General features: G+C 75.5%; 26 protein-coding genes. 15 read left to right on the top strand and 11 right to left on the bottom strand.

Translation table 11 applies throughout. The features are described 5' to 3' along the window. Positions 1-100 precede the first annotated feature (100 nt). The gene (locus ACIF6L_RS27125; RefSeq protein WP_396490195.1) at positions 101-598 is read right to left on the bottom strand and encodes a pyridoxamine 5'-phosphate oxidase family protein; all 498 of its coding nucleotides are present in this window, start codon (positions 596-598) and stop codon (positions 101-103) included. Positions 599-743: 145 nt separating this feature from the next. Between ACIF6L_RS27125 and ACIF6L_RS27120 the strand changes: the two genes are divergently transcribed. Genes ACIF6L_RS27120 through ACIF6L_RS27110 form a run of 3 tightly spaced genes read left to right on the top strand, consistent with a single transcriptional unit; the run spans position 744 to position 3,301 of the window. After that, positions 744-1,340, top strand: coding sequence for a TetR/AcrR family transcriptional regulator (locus ACIF6L_RS27120; protein WP_380389595.1), 597 nt, complete (start codon positions 744-746; stop codon positions 1,338-1,340). Next, on the top strand, positions 1,337-2,197 hold the full coding sequence (locus ACIF6L_RS27115) for an SDR family NAD(P)-dependent oxidoreductase (protein ID WP_359807639.1): 861 nt from the start codon (positions 1,337-1,339) through the stop codon (positions 2,195-2,197). Before ACIF6L_RS27120 ends, ACIF6L_RS27115 begins: the two co-directional genes overlap by 4 nt. 60 nt (positions 2,198-2,257) lie before the next feature. Continuing rightward, positions 2,258-3,301, top strand: coding sequence for a hypothetical protein (locus ACIF6L_RS27110; protein WP_396490197.1), 1,044 nt, complete (start codon positions 2,258-2,260; stop codon positions 3,299-3,301). A gap of 169 nt (positions 3,302-3,470) precedes the next feature. Here the strand turns inward: ACIF6L_RS27110 and ACIF6L_RS27105 are convergent, their stop codons facing one another. Beyond that, entirely contained in the window at positions 3,471-4,259 is a 789-nt protein-coding gene (locus tag ACIF6L_RS27105; RefSeq protein ID WP_396490199.1) for a DUF4230 domain-containing protein, read from the bottom strand. 257 nt (positions 4,260-4,516) lie between these two features. Beyond that, positions 4,517-5,284, bottom strand: a complete 768-nt coding sequence (locus ACIF6L_RS27100) for an SDR family NAD(P)-dependent oxidoreductase (protein ID WP_396490201.1) — start codon at positions 5,282-5,284, stop codon at positions 4,517-4,519. Positions 5,285-5,508: 224 nt separating this feature from the next. On the opposite strand from ACIF6L_RS27100, the gene ACIF6L_RS27095 reads away from it, so the two are divergent. After that, on the top strand, positions 5,509-6,219 hold the full coding sequence (locus ACIF6L_RS27095) for a DsbA family oxidoreductase (protein WP_396490202.1): 711 nt from the start codon (positions 5,509-5,511) through the stop codon (positions 6,217-6,219). 75 nt (positions 6,220-6,294) lie between these two features. Here the strand turns inward: ACIF6L_RS27095 and ACIF6L_RS27090 are convergent, their stop codons facing one another. After that, complete coding sequence (locus tag ACIF6L_RS27090; protein WP_396490204.1) at positions 6,295-6,906, bottom strand: TIGR03086 family metal-binding protein; 612 nt, start codon at positions 6,904-6,906, stop codon at positions 6,295-6,297. Positions 6,907-7,552: 646 nt separating this feature from the next. Between ACIF6L_RS27090 and ACIF6L_RS27085 the strand changes: the two genes are divergently transcribed. Both ACIF6L_RS27085 and ACIF6L_RS27080 read left to right on the top strand, forming a co-directional pair. Next, positions 7,553-8,782, top strand: a complete 1,230-nt coding sequence (locus ACIF6L_RS27085; protein WP_396490205.1) for a phophatidylserine decarboxylase associated domain-containing protein — start codon at positions 7,553-7,555, stop codon at positions 8,780-8,782. Positions 8,783-8,921: 139 nt separating this feature from the next. Further along, the gene (locus ACIF6L_RS27080) at positions 8,922-9,464 is read left to right on the top strand and encodes an ATP-binding protein (RefSeq protein ID WP_396490207.1); all 543 of its coding nucleotides are present in this window, start codon (positions 8,922-8,924) and stop codon (positions 9,462-9,464) included. Between the two features lie 20 nt (positions 9,465-9,484). On the opposite strand, the gene ACIF6L_RS27075 is transcribed toward ACIF6L_RS27080, so the two are convergent. Then, positions 9,485-10,123: an endonuclease gene (locus ACIF6L_RS27075; RefSeq protein WP_396490208.1), complete on the bottom strand. Its 639-nt coding sequence runs from the start codon at positions 10,121-10,123 to the stop codon at positions 9,485-9,487. Positions 10,124-10,540: 417 nt separating this feature from the next. On the opposite strand from ACIF6L_RS27075, the gene ACIF6L_RS27070 reads away from it, so the two are divergent. From ACIF6L_RS27070 to ACIF6L_RS27055, 4 genes are all read left to right on the top strand, one after another. Beyond that, positions 10,541-11,014, top strand: a complete 474-nt coding sequence (locus tag ACIF6L_RS27070; RefSeq protein WP_396490210.1) for a hypothetical protein — start codon at positions 10,541-10,543, stop codon at positions 11,012-11,014. A 172-nt stretch (positions 11,015-11,186) separates the two neighbouring features. Beyond that, positions 11,187-11,783 (top strand): TetR/AcrR family transcriptional regulator, encoded by a 597-nt coding sequence (locus ACIF6L_RS27065; RefSeq protein ID WP_396490211.1) that lies wholly within the window; start codon positions 11,187-11,189, stop codon positions 11,781-11,783. Next, positions 11,780-12,127 carry a nuclear transport factor 2 family protein gene (locus ACIF6L_RS27060; RefSeq protein ID WP_329485657.1) on the top strand — a complete coding sequence of 116 codons (348 nt, stop codon included), beginning with the start codon at positions 11,780-11,782 and terminating at the stop codon, positions 12,125-12,127. The genes ACIF6L_RS27065 and ACIF6L_RS27060 overlap by 4 nt, the downstream gene beginning before the upstream one ends. Continuing rightward, the gene (locus ACIF6L_RS27055; protein ID WP_396490213.1) at positions 12,124-12,435 is read left to right on the top strand and encodes a TfoX/Sxy family protein; all 312 of its coding nucleotides are present in this window, start codon (positions 12,124-12,126) and stop codon (positions 12,433-12,435) included. Before ACIF6L_RS27060 ends, ACIF6L_RS27055 begins: the two co-directional genes overlap by 4 nt. A 140-nt stretch (positions 12,436-12,575) precedes the next feature. Here the strand turns inward: ACIF6L_RS27055 and ACIF6L_RS27050 are convergent, their stop codons facing one another. Continuing rightward, entirely contained in the window at positions 12,576-12,941 is a 366-nt protein-coding gene (locus ACIF6L_RS27050; protein ID WP_396492593.1) for a hypothetical protein, read from the bottom strand. Between the two features lie 367 nt (positions 12,942-13,308). On the opposite strand from ACIF6L_RS27050, the gene ACIF6L_RS27045 reads away from it, so the two are divergent. Beyond that, on the top strand, positions 13,309-13,845 hold the full coding sequence (locus ACIF6L_RS27045; RefSeq protein ID WP_329485654.1) for a hypothetical protein: 537 nt from the start codon (positions 13,309-13,311) through the stop codon (positions 13,843-13,845). Between the two features lie 46 nt (positions 13,846-13,891). Here ACIF6L_RS27045 and ACIF6L_RS27040 read toward each other — a convergent pair whose 3' ends face one another. Together ACIF6L_RS27040 and ACIF6L_RS27035 are read right to left on the bottom strand one after the other, a co-directional pair. After that, on the bottom strand, positions 13,892-14,254 hold the full coding sequence (locus tag ACIF6L_RS27040; RefSeq protein ID WP_396490216.1) for a DoxX family protein: 363 nt from the start codon (positions 14,252-14,254) through the stop codon (positions 13,892-13,894). A gap of 72 nt (positions 14,255-14,326) precedes the next feature. Beyond that, positions 14,327-14,821, bottom strand: a complete 495-nt coding sequence (locus ACIF6L_RS27035) for a cupin domain-containing protein (RefSeq protein ID WP_359807676.1) — start codon at positions 14,819-14,821, stop codon at positions 14,327-14,329. Between the two features lie 80 nt (positions 14,822-14,901). Here ACIF6L_RS27035 and ACIF6L_RS27030 point away from each other — a divergent pair, with 80 nt between their 5' ends. The 3 genes from ACIF6L_RS27030 to ACIF6L_RS27020 all read left to right on the top strand — a co-directional run bounded on the left by ACIF6L_RS27030 (position 14,902) and on the right by ACIF6L_RS27020 (position 17,334). Beyond that, complete coding sequence (locus ACIF6L_RS27030; RefSeq protein ID WP_359807678.1) at positions 14,902-15,753, top strand: LysR substrate-binding domain-containing protein; 852 nt, start codon at positions 14,902-14,904, stop codon at positions 15,751-15,753. A 136-nt stretch (positions 15,754-15,889) separates the two neighbouring features. Further along, positions 15,890-16,780: a S41 family peptidase gene (locus ACIF6L_RS27025; RefSeq protein WP_396490219.1), complete on the top strand. Its 891-nt coding sequence runs from the start codon at positions 15,890-15,892 to the stop codon at positions 16,778-16,780. Between the two features lie 230 nt (positions 16,781-17,010). Then, complete coding sequence (locus tag ACIF6L_RS27020) at positions 17,011-17,334, top strand: hypothetical protein (protein WP_396492601.1); 324 nt, start codon at positions 17,011-17,013, stop codon at positions 17,332-17,334. Here ACIF6L_RS27020 and ACIF6L_RS27015 read toward each other — a convergent pair. After that, entirely contained in the window at positions 17,270-18,334 is a 1,065-nt protein-coding gene (locus ACIF6L_RS27015) for an AI-2E family transporter (protein WP_396490220.1), read from the bottom strand. The two genes, ACIF6L_RS27020 and ACIF6L_RS27015, sit on opposite strands and share 65 nt — an antisense overlap. A 224-nt stretch (positions 18,335-18,558) precedes the next feature. Beyond that, a complete protein-coding gene (locus ACIF6L_RS27010; protein WP_329485648.1) occupies positions 18,559-18,744 on the bottom strand; it encodes a CsbD family protein in 186 nt (61 codons plus the stop codon). A gap of 571 nt (positions 18,745-19,315) precedes the next feature. Here ACIF6L_RS27010 and ACIF6L_RS27005 point away from each other — a divergent pair. After that, the gene (locus ACIF6L_RS27005) at positions 19,316-19,816 is read left to right on the top strand and encodes an ATP-binding protein (RefSeq protein WP_396490222.1); all 501 of its coding nucleotides are present in this window, start codon (positions 19,316-19,318) and stop codon (positions 19,814-19,816) included. A gap of 151 nt (positions 19,817-19,967) precedes the next feature. Here ACIF6L_RS27005 and ACIF6L_RS27000 read toward each other — a convergent pair whose 3' ends face one another. After that, a complete protein-coding gene (locus tag ACIF6L_RS27000; RefSeq protein ID WP_359840031.1) occupies positions 19,968-20,966 on the bottom strand; it encodes a winged helix-turn-helix domain-containing protein in 999 nt (332 codons plus the stop codon). Between the last annotated feature and the right edge of the window lie 21 nt (positions 20,967-20,987).

Raw genomic sequence — 20,987 nt, 5'->3', positions numbered from 1 at the left:
TGCTGGGCGCGGCCACGATACCGCCACTGAGCAGTGTCGATGGCGGAAGGTGTCCGGTCTGTCACCCCGAGTGGTGCGAGCGGGTGATCCGGCGGCGAGGTCAGGTCCGGTCGCGCTCGTCCCGCCGGCGGATCAGCTCCTCCACCGCGCTCGGCAGGGTCGTCTCGAAGTCGATCAGCTTCGCCCAGGTCGGGGTGACGACGATCCGCACCATGCCGTCGTAGAGCGAGCGGACCTCGGCCTCCCACGCGGCCCGCTGCTCGGGGGTCATCTCGTAGGCGCCGTTCCCGCGCAGGTACTCGTCCGGGATGCCCTCGACGACGTCGAGCGCGGCCCGGCCGCGGACGAGCAGGATCTTCGGCGGGTGCGCCTCGGTGTCCATGGTCAGCGCGACCGCCGGGTTCCGGCGCAGGGACGCCAGCTTCGGGGCGTTCTTGACCGTGCACATCACGATCTCCGAGCCGTTCCAGACGAACCCGATCGGTACCACCCGGGGCGTGCCGTCCTTGGCGACATAGGCCAGCCGGGTCAGCGCCCGAACCAGCAGCTCCTGGCTGAGCGGCCGGTTCAGGACCTCGTTGATCTCGGTCGGCTGCACGGTCGATCCCACCTTCCAGCGGTAGTCGAGCAGGGCCGTTCCAGCTTAGGAAGGTTCCGGGGCCGGGGCCTCGTCGGGCGGGGAAGGGGCCGAGCGGGCGGGGAGGGGATTGACAGGGCCCAGGAGAGGAATGAATATTCATTCCGTGGCACCCAGGAAGCCCGACCTCGACCGCCTGCTGATCGACACCGCCCTCGCGCTCTTCGCCGAACGCACCTACGAGGGCACCCAGATGCCCGCCGTCGCCCAGCGCGCCGGCGTGGGCGTGGGCAGCATCTACCGCTACTTCCCCAGCAAGGAGGCGCTCGGCAACGCGGCCTTCCAGCACGCCAAGCGCGCCCTGCTCGACCACCTCGCCGGCGCGCTCGCCGAAGGGGGACCGGCCGGTGACATCCGGGCGGAGTTCGGCCGCTTCTGGCGCGGCTTCACCCGCTACGCCGGCGCGTACCCGGACGCCTTCGTCTTCCTCGAACACCAGCAGCACGACACCTTCCTCGCCCCCGAGAGCCGCGCCCTCGCCGAGGAGATCGACCGCGTCGCCGCCGACTTCATCGAACGCGGCCAGCGGGCCGGCGAGATCCGCGAAGGCGACGCCGCCCAGCTCGTCGCCCTCGCGCTCGGGGCCTTCACCGGCCTCGTCAAGCTCCGCCGCCCGGGCGGCCTGCACACCCTCCCCGCCGAGGACCTCGACCGCGCCGAAGCCGCCGTCTGGGACCTCCTGCACCGAAAGGTCTCGCCATGACCGACGCCGCACGGACCGTGCTGATCACCGGCTGCTCCTCCGGCCTCGGCCGGGAGACCGCGCTCGCCCTCCACCGGCTCGGCCACCGGGTCCACGCCACCGCCCGGCGCCCCGAGACCCTCGCCGACCTCGCCGGCCTCGGCATCACCACGCTGGCGCTCGACGTCACCGACGAGGCCTCGATGGCCGCCGCGGTCGCCGCCGTCGAGGCCGCGCACGGCCAGGTCGACCTGCTGGTCAACAACGCCGCGTACGGCCTCCACCTGCCGGTCGAGACCGCCGGCCGGGAGGAGATCCGCGCCCAGTTCGACACCAACGTCTTCGGGCTGGTGCGAATGGCCCAGCTGGTCCTGCCCGGCATGCGCCGCGCCGGGCGCGGGCGCATCGTCAACATCTCCTCCATGGCCGGCCGCTTCTCCCCGCCCGGCGGCGCCTTCTACCACGCCAGCAAGCACGCGGTGGAGGCGATCAGCGACTCGCTGCGCCTGGAGGTCGCCCCCTTCGGCGTCGAGGTGGTCGTCGTCCAGCCCGGCCCGACCATTACCGGGTTCGCCGCGACGGCGGTGGCCACCATGCACGGCGAGGCCGACCCGGCCGACCCGTACGCGGGGTTCCGCAGCCGCCTCGCGGAGATGTACGGCGGCCGCACCTTCACCCGCCGCAACGGCGCCGTGCCCGCCGAGGCCGCCACCCGGGTCGTGGTCCGGGCGGCCACCGCCGCGCGCCCCCGCGCCCGCTACGCCGTCGGCGCCCTGGCCCGCTCCACCATGCTCGCCAAGCGGCTGCTCCCCGACGCGGCCTTCGACGCCCTGATGCGCCGGAGCTTCCCGCTGCCCGAGCCGGTTCGAGCGGCCTGACCCGTCCGAGGGGGCCGGGCGGCGGGCCGGCCCGCCGCCCCGCTGGGGCAGAATCGCCCCGTGCTCGAAGAACACTTCACTCCCGTGGACGAACCGCTCGCCGGCCTGGCCCGCCGGCTCCTCGCGGCGCGGACCGGCGGCTGGACCGAGGACGGCGCCCGGGCCCTCGTCGACGGCCTCGGCCTGCGCCGGGCCGGCCCCGCCGACGGGGCGTCACCCGACGGACCGCGGCTGCGCCCGGTCGGGCCGTCCGAACGCCGCTACGCCGAGGGGCGGGCCCATCTCGAACTGGCCGTGCCGGCCGGGCGGGGCGGCCCCGACGCCGCCGGCCACGTGCTGGCCTTCGGCCGGGCGCGGACCGAACTGACCGACGAACTCGGCGAGGCGTCGGTGATCGGCTCGTACGGCTCGCTGGGGCCCTACTACGGCCCGACCCCGGCCTGGGGCGCGCCGTTCCTGCGGTGGCGCGGTCCGCACGACACGCTCGAACTGCGGGCGGGCCGCCGGGGGCCGGAGCTCGTCCTGCGGCCCACCGCTCCGCTGGAGGACTGGTACCTCGGCCTCGGCCACGGTGAGGAGAACGCCATCGGCGGCTTCCTCGGCACCCGCCGGGCCCCGTCCACCGCCGGAATGAGCCTGCCCGGCCGCTGGTCGGCGCGGAGTTGGGAGACGGTGACCGGAGCGCTCGCCGCGTTCCTCACCACGCTGCCGGCCGAGTTCGCCGCGCTCGGCATCGCCAAGGTCATGCGGCTCTACGGCCGGACGGGCGGCGGGGCGCCGCGCCTGTTCGACATCGACGCGGACAGCCGGCTGATGCTGGCGTCCTTCGCCGACCACGACGCCGACCCGGCCGCGGCGGGCTGGGGCACCGTCGCGGAGCACCCCGGCACACGGGAGACCTGGGCGGACGACCACGAACCCAGGTGGCGCCTCGACGCGGGCGGCCCGGGCGAGCCGGACGGCCGGGCCCTGGCCGGGACCCTCGTGGCGACCGCGCGCGCGGCGGGCGTCGCCACCCCCGGTGACCTGCTGCTGGGCAGCGAGGCGGAGGACATCGGCCCCTACCGGGTGACCTTCCACGGCCTCGGCCTGGCCACCGTCTGACCGGCCGGCCGGGGGGGGGGGGGGGGGGGGGGCGCGCCCCCCCCCCCCCCCCCCCCCCCCCCCCCCCCCCCCCCCGGCCCCCCCCCCCCGCCGGGGCCCCCCCCCCCCCCCGGGGGCGCGGCGGCCCGGCCCCCCCCCCCCCCCCCCCCCCCCCCGGCCCGGCCCGCCGTCAGCGGACGACGGTGACGGTCACGGTGGTGAAGCCGAGCGAGGTGAGCAGGTTCTGCAGCATCGCCCGGGTGTTCTTTTCCGCCGTCGCGGTGAGCGCGGTCTGCTCGGCGGCCGCCTTGATCTTGTCGGTCGCCAGGATCTCCAGCTTCTGCTGGTCGCCGGGGTTGCCGGAGAAGAAGTCCCCGAGCCGGTCGAAGAGCCCGCGCTGCTGGGAGAACACGTAGGAGCGCTTCACGTCCAGCGCCGGGTCGGCGAGGCGGGCGTGCGGCAGCGTGACGGTGGCCGAGCGCCGGTCGTCGGAGACCGTCACCGCGCCGTTCGCCAGCTCGCCCAGGTCCACGTACGCGTCGACGGTGCCCGCGGCCACGTACAGGGTGCGTTTGCCGAGGATCTGGGACGGGAGGAACTTCGCGTCCTGGTCCAGGTCGACGATGACCTGGAAGTTGCCGCCGGCCGCCGTGTAACGGCTCATGTCCTGGATGGACTTGAGGACGGCGGGCTGGCTCCGGTCGATCTGGCGCTCGGCGAAGGGATTGGGCAGTCCGGGCAGCAGGTCCAGCTTGGCGGCGGCCAGGAAGACCGCGAGGATCGCCGCCAGGGTGACCGGCAGTCCGACGTACCAGGGGACCCTGCGGGGCCGCGACCGGGCGTCCGGGGTGCGGCGGGGCGCCGTCGCCTTCCGCTCGGCCCCTTCCGTCCCTTCCGTGCGCTGCTCGTCGGATTCGTCGCTCCGTTCCGTGTACGGTCTCTCGGTTTCGTGCCGTCGACCGTTCGTCGGCCACCGCATCGCTGGACCTCCTCGACGGGCCCGCGCCGGGTCGGCCCGGGCATCGAGGCCCTTCTGCCCGCTCGGGCGCGGGGCAACGGTTCCGTCGTGTGCGGATCTGTTCCCGGGCGCTCCGGCGGCCGCGCCGGGGGCGGGCGTGGTCGGCGGCCTGCTGACGGCGGCCCTGCCGAGCCGGGCCCGCGCCCGGCATGCCGAACTCCCGCGCCTGCGGGAGGTCTCGGCGCGGGCCGCGGCCGGGCCGGCGCCGGCGGGTCCGGTCAGGTCCGCAGGTGGGAGGCTCCGTTGAGGTCGAGGATGGTGCCGGAGGACCACTCGGCGGCGGGGGAGGCGAGCCAGAGCACCGCGGCCGCGACCTCGGCGGCGGTGGCGACCCGGCCGAACGGACTCTGCGCGCGGATCGCCTCCCCCTCCGGGCCGTTCAGGCGCGGGGCCACCCGCTCCGTCTCGAAGAAGCCCGGGGCGACGGAGGCGACGGCGATGCCGTGCGGGGCGAGGGAGACGGCGAGCGACTGCCCCAGGGCGTGCACGGCGGCCTTCGTCGCCCCGTACGCCGGGTGGTCCGGCTCGCCCCGGAAGGCGCCCCGGGAGCCGATGTTGACGATGCGTCCGCCGCCGCCCCGCTCGATCATCGCGTGGGCGGCCCGGTGGCTCAGGTAGGCCGTGCCGAGCAGGTTGACCGAGACGTGCCGCTGCCAGCTGTCGACCCACTCGTCGTACGGCGTCCCGGGCAGCGGGTGGCGCAGATTGACGGCCGCGTTGTTCACCAGCACGTCGATGCCGCCCAGCGCCCGCACCGCCGCGTCGGCGACCCGGGCGGCCTCCGCCGGGTCGGCGAGGTCACCGTGGACGAGCGCGTGGCCCGAGCCGTCGAGCGAGGCGAGCGTCTCGGCGGCGTCGTCCGCGCGGGTGCCGTAGTGCACGGCCACCCGGTCGCCGTTGGCGGCGAAGGCCTGGGCCACCGCGCGGCCCAGGCCCCGGGAGGCCCCGCTGACCAGCACGCGACGGCCGGTGGAGGGCAGGTTCATGGCGGGATGCTCCCGGGGTCGGGCCGTCGGGCACGGCCGGCTGTCCAGCACCCTACGGCGGGCCCCACCGGGGCGGCCGACCGGGCCGCCGACACGGTCGCGGGCCTCCTGGCCTGCGGGCGCCGGGGTGAACATTTCACTGCGGGAAATATTTACCTCATCACGCATGTTGGAGGTCGGGCGGCGCGGGAAGGACCCGCCCGGCTGAGGACAGGAGCAGCGCCGTGCGCGTCGAGATCTGGAGCGACATCAACTGCCCGTGGTGCTACATCGGCAAGGCACGGTTCGAGAAGGCCCTCGAACGGTTCCCCCACCGGCAGGACGTGGAGATCGTCCACCGCTCCTTCGAACTCGACTCCCGGTCGCCCGCCGAGGCGCGCCCGGTGGTCCCGCTGATCGCCGCCAAGTACGGCCTCGGGCTGGACCAGGCCGAGGCGGCCGAGCAGCGCATCGCCGCCAGTGCCCGCGAGGAGGGGCTGGACTACCGCACCGAGGGGCGCGACGCGGCGAACTCCTTCGACATGCACCGCATGCTGCACTTCGCCGAGGAGCACGGTCGCCAGGCCCGACTGCTGGACCTGCTGTACCGGGCCAACTTCGCCGACGAGCGCTCCGCGTTCGCCCCGGGCCGCCTGGTGGAGCTGGCCGTCGAGGCCGGGCTGGACGCCGGGGAGGCGGCCCGCGTGCTGGCCGACCCCGACGCGTACGCGGAGGCCGTGCGCGAGGACGAGGCGACGGCGACGGCGATGGGCGCCACCGGAGTGCCGTTCTTCGTCTTCGACCGCCGGCTGGGGGTGTCCGGCGCCCAGCCGCCGGCGACCTTCACCGCCGCGCTGGAGCAGGCCTGGGAGAGCCGGGTCGTCCTCCTGCCGACGGCCGGCGCCGAGGCGGGAGAGGTGTGCGGACCGGACGGCTGCGCGATCCCGCAGGGCTGAGCTGCGCGGAGTGGGACGTCGGCCGGTCCGACGCCCTGCTCCGCACCGCCGGCCCCCGAAGGCCGGCGCCCCCGGTCAGAGCCGCTGGGCCGACCAGGACGGGTCCCGCCCGGTGAGGGCGATCAGCTGGTCCTGGGCGTCGGCGCCCGGTGCCGGGCTGCGGGCGGGGGCGAACTGGCCGGTGCCGGCGAGATCGTGGCAGCTCCGGAACTCGGCGAGTGCGTACCGGGCCGCAGCCTCGGGTATCCGGCCGTCCCGGCCCAGCGCCCGGGCGAGGTCCCAGCCGTGCACGACGGTCTCGGCGGTCAGCTCGCGGGCGTAGCCGCCGACATCGCGCAGCCCGTACGGTACGTGCGCCAACTGGTCCGGCGCGCCCGGTCGGTCGAGGGCGCGGACGGCGCTGCCGAGGGCCATCGTCCAGACCCCGACCGGGTTGCGGCCCAGGACGTCGCCCTCGAACCGGTGGCCGATCTGCGCCGGGGTGTAGCCGGCGACCGCCTGGCAGACCCACAGGTGCTGGGCCGTGAGGTGGTTCAGCAGGGTGCGCACGTCCCAGTCGTGGCAGGGGGTGGGCGCCGTCCACCGGTCCTCGGGCACCGCCCGGACCAGCCGGGTGACTTCCGCCCCGGCGGCGGCGTAGCGCTCGCGGACCTCGGTGTGGAACCCGAGTGTGTGGGGACATCCCATGGCCGGGCCTCCGTTCCTGCCCTGGTGACTCCCAGTGAACCGCTACCGGGCGTGAGAAGCCAGATCTACGCGGGCTGATTCCGGCGACGGTGCCGGACGGTGACCGGGGGGTCGCCGAGCGGACCCGGGGGTGCGGTCCGCCGGGCGGGTCGGCGGCTGTGCCGTCGGGCGCTCGGGGCCGGCCGTCCCGGGAGGGCCACCGGCTGCCCGAAACGGCCCGTACCCCGTACGGGCCTTACCGCAGCTGATTGGTTCGTCCACGTGCTGGCGTGTCGGCGACCGGCCGGTGGCCTCGCCCCGCCATGATGACTCCGCGGGCACCCGAACTCCCCTGCTCGGGCGGTCCCGTGGCCGGTCTCCCCAGCCGGCCGGGTGGTGAAGTCCCCGCACACCGCACCGGGAGCATGTGTGACGAACCTTCGGCCGTGGCACCGGCCCGCACCGAAGGCTCCTTCGTGGCACCCGGCCTGAGCGCCCGTCGGCAGTCTCCGGGCCGGTGTGCGGTGTGATCTTCGAACCCGTCTCCGCGGTCGCGTGTCCGCGCCGCAGAACCCGCCCTTCCCCGCGTCGACGTTCATCCAGCCGGGGAGGCCCACGGGCCGGGCGACCTCCTCGCCGTGGGGCCGTCACCGACCAAGGAGACCTCGTGACCGACCTCGAAGACCACCTCGACGCCCAGTACGAGAGCAGTTTCCCGCGCCTCGCGGGCTACCTCCCGGAGAGCCGGGAAGCCATCGACAGGTGGCAGTCGGAGTTCGTCGCCCGGCTCGCCGACGGCCCGACCGAGCCGGCCGGCGCGGTGCTGGACCTCTGGACGCTGCTCAGGAACGACGCGATCGTCCGGATGTACGTGATCCAGATGATGGAGCAGGTGCAGCCGCCGCACAACCGCGTCCGCACCGTCGACCAGTTGCTCCAGGCCCTGACCCGCATCATCCACGACGTGCCCAGGTACGACCCGGACCCCAGGCAGCGGATCGCCTTCCCGATGTCGGCGCTCTTCGTCTACATGATGATGACGCCGGCCGGCCAGGCGGTGTTCCGCAACGAGAAGTTCAACAGCGCGCTCCAGAAGGTCCTGAAGGACTGGTGCGGCTACCTGGACTCCGCCGACAGCTGCCGCGTCCTGAACGAGGGACCGGAGGGCTGGCTGTCCCCGGAGGCCGTCAAGGAGTTCGACCTCGACGACTTCGAGATCGACCGCACCGAGCCGCACTGGGGCTTCACCTCCTACAACGACTACTTCCACCGCAGGATCCGGCCGGACCTGCGCCCGGTCGATCCGGACCCCAAGGCGATCGTCTCGGCCAACGACGGCACCGTCTGGAAGATCGCCCACCTCGTCCGGGAGTACGACCGGTTCTGGCTCAAGGGGCAGCCGTACTCGTTGGCCGACATGATGGCCGGCAGTCCTTACGCCGAGCGGTTCGTCAACGGTCACGTGCTGCAGTCCTTCCTCTCCGGCGCCGACTACCACCGCTGGCACGCCCCGGTCTCCGGCACCGTCCGCAGTGCCGAGGTCGTCTCCGCCCTGATGTTCAGCAACGCCGAGAGCGCGGGCCAGGACAGGACCGCCGGGACGCACTCGCAGGGCTACCAGTCCTCGGTGAACACCCGCGGCCTGGTGTTCATCGAGGCCGACGATCCGAAGATCGGTATGGTCTGCGTGGTGCCCATCGGGATCACCGAGATCTCCTCCGTCACCCTCTCCGTGACGCAGGGGGACACCGTGCGCAAGGGCCAGGAGCTCGGCTACTTCAGCTACGGCGGATCCAGCATGTGTGTGGTCCTCCAGCAGGGCGCCGTAGGGGGCTTCGGCACGCTGAAGGAGAAGGACGTCATCAAGGTCAACGCGAAGATCGCCCGGGCGGGCTGACCTCCGCCGCCCGCGGGGTGCCGCCGCCGACCCGGTCACCGTCGGGCCGGCGGCGGCACCCCGCGGTGCGATCGCCGTCCGTTCCGGGCAACCGGCGCGGGGCCCGTGTAGCGGCCACGGAGCGGGGCAGGCGCGGGTCATGGACGACACCGCGGCCGTGCCGACCGGGCCGACCGCCGGCGCCGGTCCCCCCGGCTGCCCGCTCGACGCAGAGGCCGAAGAGGCGATGAGGACGATCGACCACACCACCGAACCCCGTGCGCAGCAGACCAGGCGGCTGTTCCTGGCGGAGCGAGCCGGCGCCGTACCGCGCTCCCGCGACTTCTGCCGCCGCGCACTGACCGACTGGCAGTGGCTGCCGGCGGCCGACGACGAGCAGCTGGCCGCGGCCGAGGACGTCGTGCTGATGGTCTCCGAACTGGTCACCAACGCGTGCGTGCACGCCCCCGGAGGCCCGTACGAGCTGCGTCTCGCCTGGGACGGCAGCCGGCTGCGGATCGAGGTCGGCGACGCCGGCCGGGAGCCGCCACGGCTGCGCCGGCCCGCCGACCGGGGCGCGCCCGGCGGGCACGGGCTGCGGGTGGTCGACCGGCTCGCCCGTGCCTGGGGGTACCGGCCGGAGCGTGACGGGAAGACGGTGTGGGCCGAGGTGCCGGCCCCGCCCGGCCCCCGGCGGCCCTGACGCGGGGCGCCGGGGGCCGCTCAGCCGGCCCGCAGCCGCTCCACCGCCCCCGGCGCGCGACCGGCACGCACCAGGCCGTCCGCGAGCCGGACGAGGTCGCGCGGCGCGACGAGGCCGGCCAGTGCCCCGGGGCTGCGGGGGAGGCCCAGGGTGGAGGCGCTCCGCCGGGCCCGCGTGTCGAAGAAGGGCCGGAGTTCCGGCCAGACGCCCTGGGTCTCGCGGCAGAAGATGTCGGCGGCGGTCGGGCCGATCCTGGGCACCTCCCGCAGCAGCCCCCGCAGCCGTTCGACGTCTCCGTCGGCCTCCCGGCGCAGCGCCCGCAGATCCCCGTGCCAGCGGTCGAGGACGAGCTGCGCGCCGTCGCCGAGAGCCGTGGCCGTGCTCTCGTCGTACCTGCGGTAGTGGGCGCGGCCCAGCGCGTCCACGCGGTCCTGCCACGTGGCACGCACCATCGCCCGGGGCGTCCGCAGCCCGGCCGCGAACAGCTCGCGGGCGGCGGCGACCGCCGTCTCGGTCCGGATCGGGGCCGCGCACAGGACGCAGAGCACCAGCACCTGGTACAGCGGCGCCGGGGTGTCGGCCAGGCGGATGCCGGCCTGGTGGGCATAGGTCTCGCCGTAGTCGTCGAGCACCCGGCGGGCCGTCCGCTTCGCGTCCATCGGAGTCACCTCCGCTCGGCGGCGCCCTGCGCGGGGGAGGTACCCGGCGCCGGACGGGCGGTTCCTCCCACCGGCTCGGCTACCCGGCCCGGCGCGGGTGACACGCCGGGCCGGTGGCACTGATCGGTGCTCAGGCCCCGGTGGTCTCGCTCAGCTGGGCCTGGAGCAGTTCGTGCTGGACCTCGCCGTCGGCGAGCGCCGGGTGGAGCCCGGCGGCCTCCACCGCCATGCGCCCGGCCCACCCCCCGTTGACGGGCCCGGAGGGCGGGGCGCCCTGCGGGTTCGACCCGGTCGGCGGGGGTACGTACGAGTCGAGGCTTACGGGGGCGGGCGTCCGCGACGGTCGTGGGTGCGGCGGGCCCGCTCGCCGTGGGCGCCGGGCCGGTGCGTCCGGCGCCGGCCGAAAGGGGCAGCAGCATGGGCGACGTGGCACCGGGCGGTGGGCAGGACCGGGACACGGCCGGGTACGCAGGGTCGGCGGACTGTCGCAGGGCCTTCGCGGAGGTCGCCCCGGAGGACGCGGCCGCCCTTGTCGCCCGGGTGCTCACCGGGCCGGACCCGGCGACGGCGAGCGACGCCGTCCGCGAGTACCTCGGCCGCCGGGCCGCCGAACTGCTCACGGACCCGGGCTACCCGGCCTGGTGCCTGGAGATGACCGGCCCGGTGGCGGCGGACGCCTCCGCCGCCCGGCGGCTGCGGGAGTGGACGCTGCTGCGGGCCGTGACGCTGGACGAACCGTGGGAGGCGGACGCCCTGCTCGCCGCCTCCGACTGGCTCCAGCTGCGCACCGCCGAGGAGTCCTCGGCGGTGATCGCCCTGGCCGTTCTCGCCGAGGGCGGCCGGACCAGGCGCATCCGCAACACCGCGCGGTCCCGGCTGACCGGCGCCTAGACCGGGGGACGGGCGGCGAGCACCTCCTGGACCTCGGCGAGCGCGGGCGAGTCCGTCCGGCGAGGGCGAGGGCGAGGGCGAGGGCGGCCCGGCCCCGGCGCTCGACGGCGGCACGGCCCCGGCCGACGGCGTGCTATTTTTGTGAGCGATCGTTCAACTAAGGGGGTCGCGGGTGGGGCGCAAGCAGCTCTGGGACCGGGGCGAGGTCCTGGCCCGTGCGATGGGGCTGTTCCGTCGCCGCGGCTACCAGGGGGCCTCGGTGCGGGACATCGAGGAGGCGACCGGGCTGCATCCGGGCAGCCTGTACCGGGTGTTCGAGAACAAGGACGGCCTGTTCCGCGCGGCGCTGGACGCCTACAACGACCAGGTGGTGCGGGGCCGGGTCCGGGAGCACCTCCTGGAGCCGGCGGACCCGGTGGCGGGTATCCGGTCGTTCCTCACCTCGACGTTGGAGACCGGCCCCGATCCCGACCCGGGGTGCCTGCTGACCAACACCGCCGTGGAGTGCTTCACCGTCCCGCAGGCCGCCGACGCGGTCCACCGGGGGCTGGAGACGATCGAGTCGGGCTTCGCCGAGGCCCTGACACGCGCCCGGGCGCTGGGCCTGTTGTCCGCGGACCTCGACGTCGAGGTGTCGGCGGCCCAGCTGCTGGCGCTCTACCAGGGCCTGCTGGTACTGGTCCGGGCCGCGACCCCCGTCACCAAACTGCGCACGATCACCGACGGCGCGATGGCGTCGATCGGCTACGAGAGAGACGGACAGCGATGAGTGACTCACAGCAGCTCTGGATGGACTACGCCGCGTGCTGGTCGGCGGACGCCGGCGAGCGGCTCGCCGCGCTCGGCGAGGTGGCGGTCGAGGACGTCGCCTACCGGGACCCGGGCACCGAGGTCGCCGGGCTGGCCGGGCTGGCCGGCTACATGGCCGGGTTCGCCGGGGCCTTCCCCGGTCACCGGTTCCGCATCGACGAGGTGCTCGAACACCACGACCGCTCGCTCGCCCGGTGGACCCAGCTCGGCGAGCAGGGCGAGCCCGCCATGGCGGGTGTGAGCACCGCGCTCCACCGCGACGGCCGGCTCGCCGACATCACCGGGTTCTTCCTCCCCGCGTGAGCGGTTCCCGCAGCCTCGCCGAGCACGTCGCCGACCAGCTGGCGCCGCTCGGCGAGGTCACCCTCCACCGCTACTTCGGCGGCTGGGCACTGCGCAGCCGCGGCAGCCAGTTCGCGATGGTGATGGACACCCTCTACCTCCGTGTCGACGGCGCGGCCCGCCCCTCCTATGAGGAGGCGGGGTCCATGCCGTTCACCTACCACGCGGCCGGCCGCGAGGTGGTGGTGCGGGCGTACTACAGCGTCCCGGCGGAGGTGATGGACGACCGGGACGGGCTGTGCGCGCTGGCCCGCGCGGCTCTCGCCTGACCGCGCAGCTCCTCGAGGACACCGCCGCGCCACCCGACCGGGCCGGCGGTCTCTCCGTCTCCCGCCGTCACGGCACTACCGTTTCAGGGCCCTGTACCGCTTGAGGAGAGCGGTGAGCCGCTCCGGGACGGCCGCGCCGTTCAGCTCGGCGGTGAGGTCGTCGGGGCAGAGTTCGTACGGGGCGCCCCACCATCGGCGCCCCCGGTCGTCCCGGACGGCGGGTCAGGGGCCGCGGCTTCGCCCGGGGCTCCGCCGGCCTCCCGGTAGCAGTGGCCGGAGCAGAAGCTGTCCCGCCGCCGGACGCCGGGGTGCTCGTACGCGCGCCCGCAGCGCACGCAGGTCCGCGTACCGGGGCCGGCCGGCTCGGCCGCCAGCCCCAGGGCCTCCAGCAGCAGCCGGCAGTCCGCCTCGTCCAGGGCATGCGCGGCCACCAGGGCACGGGCCCGGGTCGCGACGGAGGCCGGGGCGATCTCGGCGAGCGGCTCGATGGTCTCGCCCAGGGTCATCAGGTCTCGTTCGGCGTGTTGCACGATCGCCACCCCCGTCGGACTGCGCGGTCGGGAACCTTCCATCCTACTGCGCCCGGTGCCGGTCCGGACGGGCGGTGCAGGGGCCGTAGCGCGCCGTCCCGACGTCTCCGCGCTGCCCCGCCCGCCGGACGCGGCGGTACGACGCCTTCCCGACCGCCCCGGCCTCCGGTGGGCGCCACGAGGGCGCCCACCGGCCGATGTGCGAGACAGAGCCGGATCACGTGGCCGAGGATCGAGGTGATCGATCCGAGCGGTTCGAGAACGACGGCCAGGTGCAGAACCTGGCCGGGCCGTCGGCGCGGCCGGGCGGAACCGGGCGCGCCACCGAGAAGGGACATCCGTCATGGGCCTGCACGTCAATGCGAACGAGGTGGTGGCAGTGCTGCTGTCGGACGGCTGGCACGGGGTGAAGCCGGGCACCTTCGCGGTCGGTCCGTTCGCCTTCGGCAGCTCGATGGAGGGCGGGTCCATCGACATCGCGGGGCAGCCCGGCTTCCGGTTCACCACCCAGGACGGGCCCGTCATCACCGGGCCGCTGTCCTCGGTGCTCGCCGTCCAGTCGGAGAGCACCCAGGTGCCGGGGCGCACACCGCTGCACGAACTCGCCGACCGCCTGGACGGCTCGATCGTGGTGGTGAACGGCACCGACGCCGTCCGGTTCTCCTACGCGGGGGAGGACTTCGAGGTCTGGCTGGGCGCGACGAAGTACGGGCCGCGCTGGCTGTTCGCCGCGGCGGGCAACCGGGACGGCGCGGTCGACTACGGCTTCGGCGAGAAGGACCCCGTGGACCAGGTGGCGCGGGCGGCGATGAGCGACCTCAAGGCCGGCATGCGCCCGGGCCGGACGGCCGCTCCCGGCAGCCCGTCGGCCACGCCGTAGCGGCCGCGGGTCCGCCGGGTCGGACGGCCCGGGCGCGTGCCGGCACTCACCGCCAGGTCGTCGCCAGGCAGGCGGTCACCGCCGCGACGGCCAGGAGCGTGAGGTTGAGCGCGACCCGGCGGTCGCCGAGGCGCAGGTGCACGGCGGTGGCGGCGGTCTGCAGGAGCACGAACCCGACGGCCGCGGCCAGGCCCAGCCACGGCGCGACCCCGGTCAGCGGGGGCAGGACCAGCCCGACCGCGCCGAGCACCTCGACCGCCCCGATGGCCCGGACGGCCGCCATCGGCGTGCTGTCCACCCACGCCATCATCGGGCGGAGCCGCTCCCGGCTCCGGAGCAGCTTCAGCCCGCCCCCGTAGAGGTAGAAGAGGGCGAGCAGGCCGGCGGCGGCCCAGTAGGCGGTGTTCACGGTTCTCCTCCAGGAGTGTGTGCGTCGTGGGGGCGGGCGCCCGCGGGGTCACGGCCGGCGCCCGCCCGGCGGTCAGGCGAGGTCGGTCGCGGGCTCGGTGGCGTAGCGGCTCATCACCCCGAGGTGGGCCCGCGGGGTCAGCGCCCCGCCGCCGGCGATCATGTCCTGGAGGTCGCGGAAGTACTGCACGTAGAGGTCCGGCGTGAACGTGCTGAGCATGACGGCCGGTTGGTCGGTCGGATTGGCGAAGGTGTGCGGGGCGCCGGGCGGGACCATCACCAGGGTGCCCGGCGTCGCGTCGTGCTCCCGCTCCCCGACGGTGAACCGCACCGTGCCGGAGACGACGTAGAAGCCCTCGTCGTGCTGGGAGTGACGGTGCTGCGGCGGTCCGGGGGTGTGCGGCGCGAGCACGGACTCGGCGATCCCGAGCCGGTGCCCGGTGGTGCTGCCGTCCTCCAGGATGCGCAGTCGGGTACTGCCCAGGAGGATCGTCTCGCCCTCGCCCGGGCCGACCACCGACACCACGGGCTCCGCCGGCCGTTCGCCGGTCCTCGGTTCGTTCGTCATGCCCCGATTCCACCGCCGGGGCGCGGCGGCCGTCCAAGACCCGTTCCGGGCCGCCGATACCGCGCCGGTATCGTTGCACCATGGAGCTACGCACGCTGCGCTACTTCGTCGCCGTCGCCGAGGAACTCCATTTCGGCCGGGCCGCCGCCCGACTGCACATGAGCCAGCCGCCGCTGAGCCGGGCGATCAAGCAGCTGGAGACCGACCTCGGCGCCGTGCTGCTGTACCGCTCCGCTGCGGGCGTCTCGCTCGCCCCGGCCGGCGCCGTGCTCCTGGACGAGGCGCGGACGCTGCTCGACCGGGCCGAGCAGATCCGGCTGCGGGTGGCCGCGGCGTCGGGCGCCGCGACCATCACCGTCGGCATCCTCGCCGACAGCTTCGACCGGGGAGCGCGGCGGCTGGCCGCCACCTACGGCCGGCGGCACCCGGAGGTCGAGATCCGGATCCGCGAGACCGACCTGACCGATCCGACCTGCGGACTGCGCGCCGGACTGGTCGACGTCGCGCTGACCCGCGGCCCCTTCGACGGCGCCGGCCTGACGGTGCACGAGCTGCGCGCGGACCGGGTGGGCGCGGTGCTGCGCGCCGACGATCCGCTGGCGCGGCGCGACCGCCTGGAGCTGGCCGACCTGGCCGGCCGGCGCTGGTTCCAGTTCCCGGACGGCACCGACCCCCTCTGGCGCTCGTACTGGAACGGCGGCGAGCCGCGCGAGGGCCCCGTGGTGCGCGCCGTCCAGGAGTGCCTGCAGGCCGTGCTCTGGAACGGCACCGTCGGCATGGCGCCGCTCGGCCACCGGCCGCCCGGGGAGCTGGCCGTGGTCCCGCTGGCCGACATGGCGCCGAGCCGGGTGGTGGCGGCCTGGCGGGAGGGCGACGCGAACCCGCTGATCCGCTCGTTCGTCCAGCTCGCCACGGCGGCCTACCGCGACTGACCTGCCGGGCCCGGCGGACCGGGGCGGGAGGCGCGGGGCGAGGCCCTCCGACGGGCGGTCGGGCGGACCCGGCCGGTGTCCCGCACCGGCGAAAAACTGTTGATCATGTCCCGGCCAGGCTCTAGCATCGCCCGCGATGCCTAACAACGAACAGATCATCGAGCAGGCCCTGGGGCGGATCGCCACCGGGTACGTCTTCGCCGAGAAGACCGAGTCCATCGACGCCGCGATCCGGCGTCGGCTCCGGGCCGGTGCGTACGACGGCCTGGACGGGCCGGCGCTGTGCGAGGCGGTGACCGCGGACCTCCAGGAGGTCTGCCCGGACAAGCACCTGCGGCTGCTCTGGGTGGACGAGCCCCAGTCGCTGGAGCCGGCGGACGAGGACGCCGGGCGGGCCGCGTTCCTCGCGATGCTCCGGGCCGCGAACCAGGGCGTGCGCCGGGTCGAGCAGTTGGACGACGGCGTCGCGTACATCGACGTCCGCCTCATACCGGACGCCGAGGGCGGCGCGGCCGTGGTCGGCGCCGCGCTGCAACTGGCCGCCGGCAGCCGCGCCCTCGTCCTGGACCTCCGCGCGTGCCGCGGCGGCGCGCCCGAGGGGGCCGCCATGTGGTGCAGCTACTTCTTCCCCGACGACCAGGTCCACCTCAACGACATCTACGACCGCGCCTCCGGGGCGACGCGGCAGTTCTGGACGTCCGCCCACCTGCCGGCGCCCCGCTACCTCGACCGCCCGGTGTACGTGCTCACCAGCGCCGTCACCTTCTCCGGGGGCGAGGACGTCGCCTACACCCTCCAGGCGCACGGCCGGGCCACCCTGATCGGCGAGACCACGCGGGGCGGCGCCCACCCCACGGACCGGTACCCGGTCACCGAGCACATCATGGTGACCGTGCCGACCGCCCGGACCGTCAGCCCGGTGACCGGCACCAACTGGGAGGGTGTCGGGGTCGTCCCCGACATCGCCGTACCCGCCGACCGGGCGCTCGACGCGGCGCTGGACGCCTTCCGGGCGTCGGCCCGCTAAGCGCCCGCCACCCGGCCTGCTGACGCCTTCCGGGCGTCGGCCCGCTAAGCGCCCGCCACCCGGCCTGCTCCTGCGACCGGTGGCGGGGGGGGGGCCCCCCGGGGCCCGGCCCCCCCCCCGGGGGGGGCCCCCCCCCCCCCCCCCCGGGGGGGGGGGGGCCCCCGGGGGGCCCCCCCCCCCGGGGGGGGCCCCCCCCCCCGCCGCGGACGCCCCGCCAAGCGCCCGCCCCCCTGCCTGCTGTGGCGTTCCGGGCGACGGGCCGCCCCGCCCCCGCCACCTGGTGGGCCGCCCACCACGTCGCCCTCCGCGGCGTCGGCACGAAGGTGCTGCACCACCCCGTGGTCGGCGACCTCACCCTCGACGGGGACACCCTCGCCAGCACCGCCGACACCGACCGGCAGCTCGTCGTCTGGTCCGCCGAACCCGGCTCGCCGAGCCACGACGCGCTGCGCATCCTGGCCTCCTGGCCTCCTGGGCCGACGCCGGGCCTCAGTGGCGGGGTGGCGGGTGGTCGGGTTCCGGGGGCGTCGGCCCTGGGGTCCGGAGCTCGCTGATCACCGCCCAGGCCACCGACACCGCCGGTACCGCGACCACCGCGCCCAGCACCCCGCCCAGCACGGCGCCGCCCGTCACCGACAGGGCGATCACCACCGGATGGATCCGCACCGACCAGCCCAGCACCAGCGGATGCAGCAGATGGCCCTCGATCTGGCCGATCACCACGATCAGCCCGAGCACCAACAGGGCCACCACCGGGCCGCGCGCGGCCAGCGCGACCAGTGCGGCGACGGCCAGCGCGATCGGGGAGCCGATCAGCGGGACGAGGGCGGCGACGAACTCCAGGACGACCAGCGGCAGTGCCAGCGGCACCTGCAACACGGTCAGGGCGATGCCGACCAGGACGGCGTTGGTCGCCGCGACGATCAGGACGCCCCGGGTGTACCCGGCGAAGGTGCGCCACGCGGTGCGGCCCGCCCGGCCCCACACGGGCCGGGCGCGGACGGGCAGCTGACGCTCCGCCCAGGCCCACATCCGGTCGCCGGAGTGCAGGAAGAACACGGAGCAGAACACCGCGAGGGCGGCCGCGGTGACCAGTTCGACGACCCGGCCGGCGCTGCTGATGGCGGCACTGATCAGCGTCGAGCGGTGGGCGTCCACGAAGTCGCCGAGTTTCGCCCGGAAGTCGCTGACGGCGCCCTGCCGCAGGTGGAAGGGCGCGCCGGAGAGCCAGCCGTCGAGCCGGGCCAGACCGCCGTGCAGCTCGGTGTTCAGCCGGCTCCACTCGCCGGCGACGGTCGTGCCGACCAGTGTCAGGACGCCGGTGACCAGGGCGATCGCCACCAGGAAGGCCAGCAGGACGGCGAGCGGGCGGGGGAGTGCGCGGGCCAGCAGGTCGACGGCGGGCCGCAGCACGGAGGTGATGACCAGCGCCAGGAAGACCGCGACGACCGGCAGTTCGAGGCGGGCCAGCAGCATGACGACCAGGTAGGCGGCTACGCCGATCAGCAGCAGCCGCCAGGTGTAGCCGGCGGCCTTCCGCAGGCCCGGCGGCACGCCGTCGCCCTTCGGTGACGGCCGGGCCGGTGGTGTGCGGACCCGGGGCCGCCTGACTGCGGGCGGCCGGGGCCGCCGGGCCGGTCCGCGGGTGTCCATGCGCGAGGGCCGCCTTTCCTGCGGGGGCCTGCTCGTCCGTCGGGTTTCCGCTCCGGAGCAGGCGCCCGGAACCGGGCGGGCCCGGCGACCGCCAGGGGGCGGTCGCCGGGCCGGGTGGGTCCGGGTCAGTGCTTCCCGGCGTCCTTGACCTTCTCCACGGCCTGCTTCAGGTCGCTCTTGGCCTGCTCGCCCCGGCCCTTCGCCTCGATGGTGCGGTCACCGGTCGCCTTGCCGGCGGCCTCCTTGATCTTGCCCTCGACCTTCTCACCGGCGTTGCGCAGCTTGTCGTCGGCACCCATCGTGTCGCTCACTCCCTCTCGTGGAGTCCGGCTCTCTCGTGGACTCGGGCGTCGCTCGCCCCGACCGGCGTCTGCCCGGTTCGCCCGGTTCCACACCCGGTGGTGCCGGGTTCGTCGCGGAACCCGGTGCCGAAGGGTCCGTCGCGGGTCCGGTGGTGCCGGATTCGTCGCGGGCGGGGAGCGTCGCAACGCCCGGCAGGTGTGACCGGGCCGGAGCCGGGCAGGCGCCAACCATGCCGGAGGCGCAGGTGAGAAGGGTGCCCGCCGCCCCCGGGGCGTCGGTTCGGCCGGTTCCCGACGACCGGTCGTCGACCGGCGTCCGCGCGCTCGCCCGTGCCACGCGCCATGATGTGCGGGACGGCCCGCCGCCGTCCGGACCCGACCGGGAGCCAGCCATGCGGAGGCCAGCCGAGCAGCCCACCCGAGGGGCGGGGGAGTGGGTCCGGCACGCCGCGCTCGGTCCCGGCCGGGTGGACGGCGCCGGCCGCACGACGGCCGACGGCACCGGGCGGATCGTCGCCGGGCCGCCCGCCCCGGGCCTCCGCGACTCCCCGGGCCTCCGCGACTCCTCGGGGAGGCCGGGATGAACCGCTCCCCGAGTGGCCCCGTTCCCGACCGGCCCGGCGTTCCGATACCCCCCGGCCGGGGGCCCGCACCCGAGTACTCCGAGCGTCTCCTGCTCGACGGCGGCGAGGGCGCGGTGCGGCGCTGCCGCGAGTTCAGCCGCCGGATCCTGGAGGAGTGGCACTGGCTGCCCGCCGCCGACGAGGAGCAGCGTGCGGTGACCGAGGACGTCCTGCTGATGGTCTCGGAACTCGTCACCAACGCCTGTCTGCACGCCCCGGGCGGCCCCCGGGAGCTGCGGCTGAGCTGGAACGGCGAGCGGCTGCGGGTCGAGGTCGTGGACGCCAGCCCGGTGCCGCCGCGGGTCCGGCCGGCCATCGTCCCGGGGCGGCCCGGGGGGCACGGCCTGCGCATCGTGGCCCGGCTCTCGAGGGCCTGGGGTTCGCTGCCCGCGGGCTGCGGGAAGCTGGTCTGGCTCGAAGTGCCGTCCCCGCTCGGCCAGCGCGTCCGCGGCGGCTGACCCGGGCGGGGACGGCTGTGTCGTGGCAGCGCCGGGCGCTCCGGGCCTGGACCCGCCGGTAGGCGATCACGCGGCAGGCGGGTGCGGGGACCGCCGCGTGGATGCGTCGCGGAGGTTCCAGCCGGGACCTGGTGCGGACACCGACCGGCGCTCAGGCCTGCGGCGGGGGCGGCGGGTTGTCGAGGAGGAGGTCGTGGCCGACGTCGGTGAGGGCGTGGCGGACCTGCTTGCCCTCGCGCTGGGTGGCGATCAGGCCGGCCGCGCGCAGGGCGGTGGCATGGGCGGAGGCGGAGGGCGGGGTGACGCCGAGTCGCTGGGCGAGCTCGGTGGTGGAGCAGGCGCTGCCGGCGATGGCGCGCAGGACGCGGGCCCGGGCGGGGCCGAGCACGGCGGCGAGGCCGTCGGCGGCCGGGGTCCGGGCCGCGGGCTCGGCGGCCGGAAGGGCGATCGGGTGTAGCAGCAGGCTTTGGCGGTCCGGCTCGGCCAGCAGGCTGATGCTCCGCTGGACGAAGTAGTTGGGCCGCAGTTCCAGGCCCCGGCCGCCGAGTTCGAAGGAACCCTCCAGCTCGCCGAGGGTACACTCCAGCACCCCTTCGTCCCGCCAGACGGCCTTCGGGTGGAGCGTGCCGAGCATTTCGCCGATCCCGGAGCGGGCGGCGGTGCGGGCCCGGACGGCGATGTCGGCCTCCAGGGCGCGGCGGATGTCGGGCCAGTCCGGGGCGAGGCAGGCCTGGAACAGCGCCCAGGCGCCGTCGCTGACCTCGCGCAGGCCCCGGCTGCCGTCGTCGCGCAACCGGGCCAGGGCGGCCGGGAGTCCCAGGCGGTTGCCGAAGATCGCGACACCCTCCTCCACGGTCTGCTGCGGGACGGAGAGGAGCGCGTCGAGCTCGTCGGTCAGCTGGCGGCGGACGGCGTCGAGGTCCGCCACCATGAAGTCGGGGATGCCGATCGGGCTCGCGTTGACCACTTCGAGGAAGCGCACGGCCCGGTGGGGCACGTGGCGGCGGGCGTCCCGCCACCAGCGTTCGCTGCGCGACCCGTTGCCCTGGTGAACGCCCAACCGGGCCGAACCGGCCAGCAGATGGTCGAGCGGGGATATGACGAACCGGGTCCTCGCGAGGTCCGCGACCCCGAACCTCAGTGCGATCACGAACCTTCCTCCGGCTCCCCG

The organism is Kitasatospora sp. NPDC086009 (assembly GCF_044540385.1).
Classification (GTDB): domain Bacteria; phylum Actinomycetota; class Actinomycetes; order Streptomycetales; family Streptomycetaceae; genus Kitasatospora.
Note: the sequence above shows the minus strand (reverse complement) of the source record. Positions and strands in the feature narration are given on the sequence as shown.

Bases quoted from the DNA above. Each gene is read 5' to 3' on its own strand.
- ACIF6L_RS27115 (WP_359807639.1), top strand. From the start codon at position 1,337: ATGACCGACGCCGCACGGACCGTGCTGATCACCGGCTGCTCCTCCGGC.
- ACIF6L_RS27105 (WP_396490199.1), bottom strand. From the start codon at position 4,259: ATGCGGTGGCCGACGAACGGTCGACGGCACGAAACCGAGAGACCGTAC.
- ACIF6L_RS27100 (WP_396490201.1), bottom strand. From the start codon at position 5,284: ATGAACCTGCCCTCCACCGGCCGTCGCGTGCTGGTCAGCGGGGCCTCC.
- ACIF6L_RS27090 (WP_396490204.1), bottom strand. From the start codon at position 6,906: ATGGGATGTCCCCACACACTCGGGTTCCACACCGAGGTCCGCGAGCGC.
- ACIF6L_RS27080 (WP_396490207.1), top strand. From the start codon at position 8,922: ATGGACGACACCGCGGCCGTGCCGACCGGGCCGACCGCCGGCGCCGGT.
- ACIF6L_RS27075 (WP_396490208.1), bottom strand. From the start codon at position 10,123: ATGGACGCGAAGCGGACGGCCCGCCGGGTGCTCGACGACTACGGCGAG.
- ACIF6L_RS27070 (WP_396490210.1), top strand. From the start codon at position 10,541: ATGGGCGACGTGGCACCGGGCGGTGGGCAGGACCGGGACACGGCCGGG.
- ACIF6L_RS27060 (WP_329485657.1), top strand. From the start codon at position 11,780: ATGAGTGACTCACAGCAGCTCTGGATGGACTACGCCGCGTGCTGGTCG.
- ACIF6L_RS27050 (WP_396492593.1), bottom strand. From the start codon at position 12,941: ATGACCCTGGGCGAGACCATCGAGCCGCTCGCCGAGATCGCCCCGGCC.
- ACIF6L_RS27045 (WP_329485654.1), top strand. From the start codon at position 13,309: ATGGGCCTGCACGTCAATGCGAACGAGGTGGTGGCAGTGCTGCTGTCG.
- ACIF6L_RS27035 (WP_359807676.1), bottom strand. From the start codon at position 14,821: ATGACGAACGAACCGAGGACCGGCGAACGGCCGGCGGAGCCCGTGGTG.
- ACIF6L_RS27030 (WP_359807678.1), top strand. From the start codon at position 14,902: ATGGAGCTACGCACGCTGCGCTACTTCGTCGCCGTCGCCGAGGAACTC.
- ACIF6L_RS27025 (WP_396490219.1), top strand. From the start codon at position 15,890: ATGCCTAACAACGAACAGATCATCGAGCAGGCCCTGGGGCGGATCGCC.
- ACIF6L_RS27005 (WP_396490222.1), top strand. From the start codon at position 19,316: ATGAACCGCTCCCCGAGTGGCCCCGTTCCCGACCGGCCCGGCGTTCCG.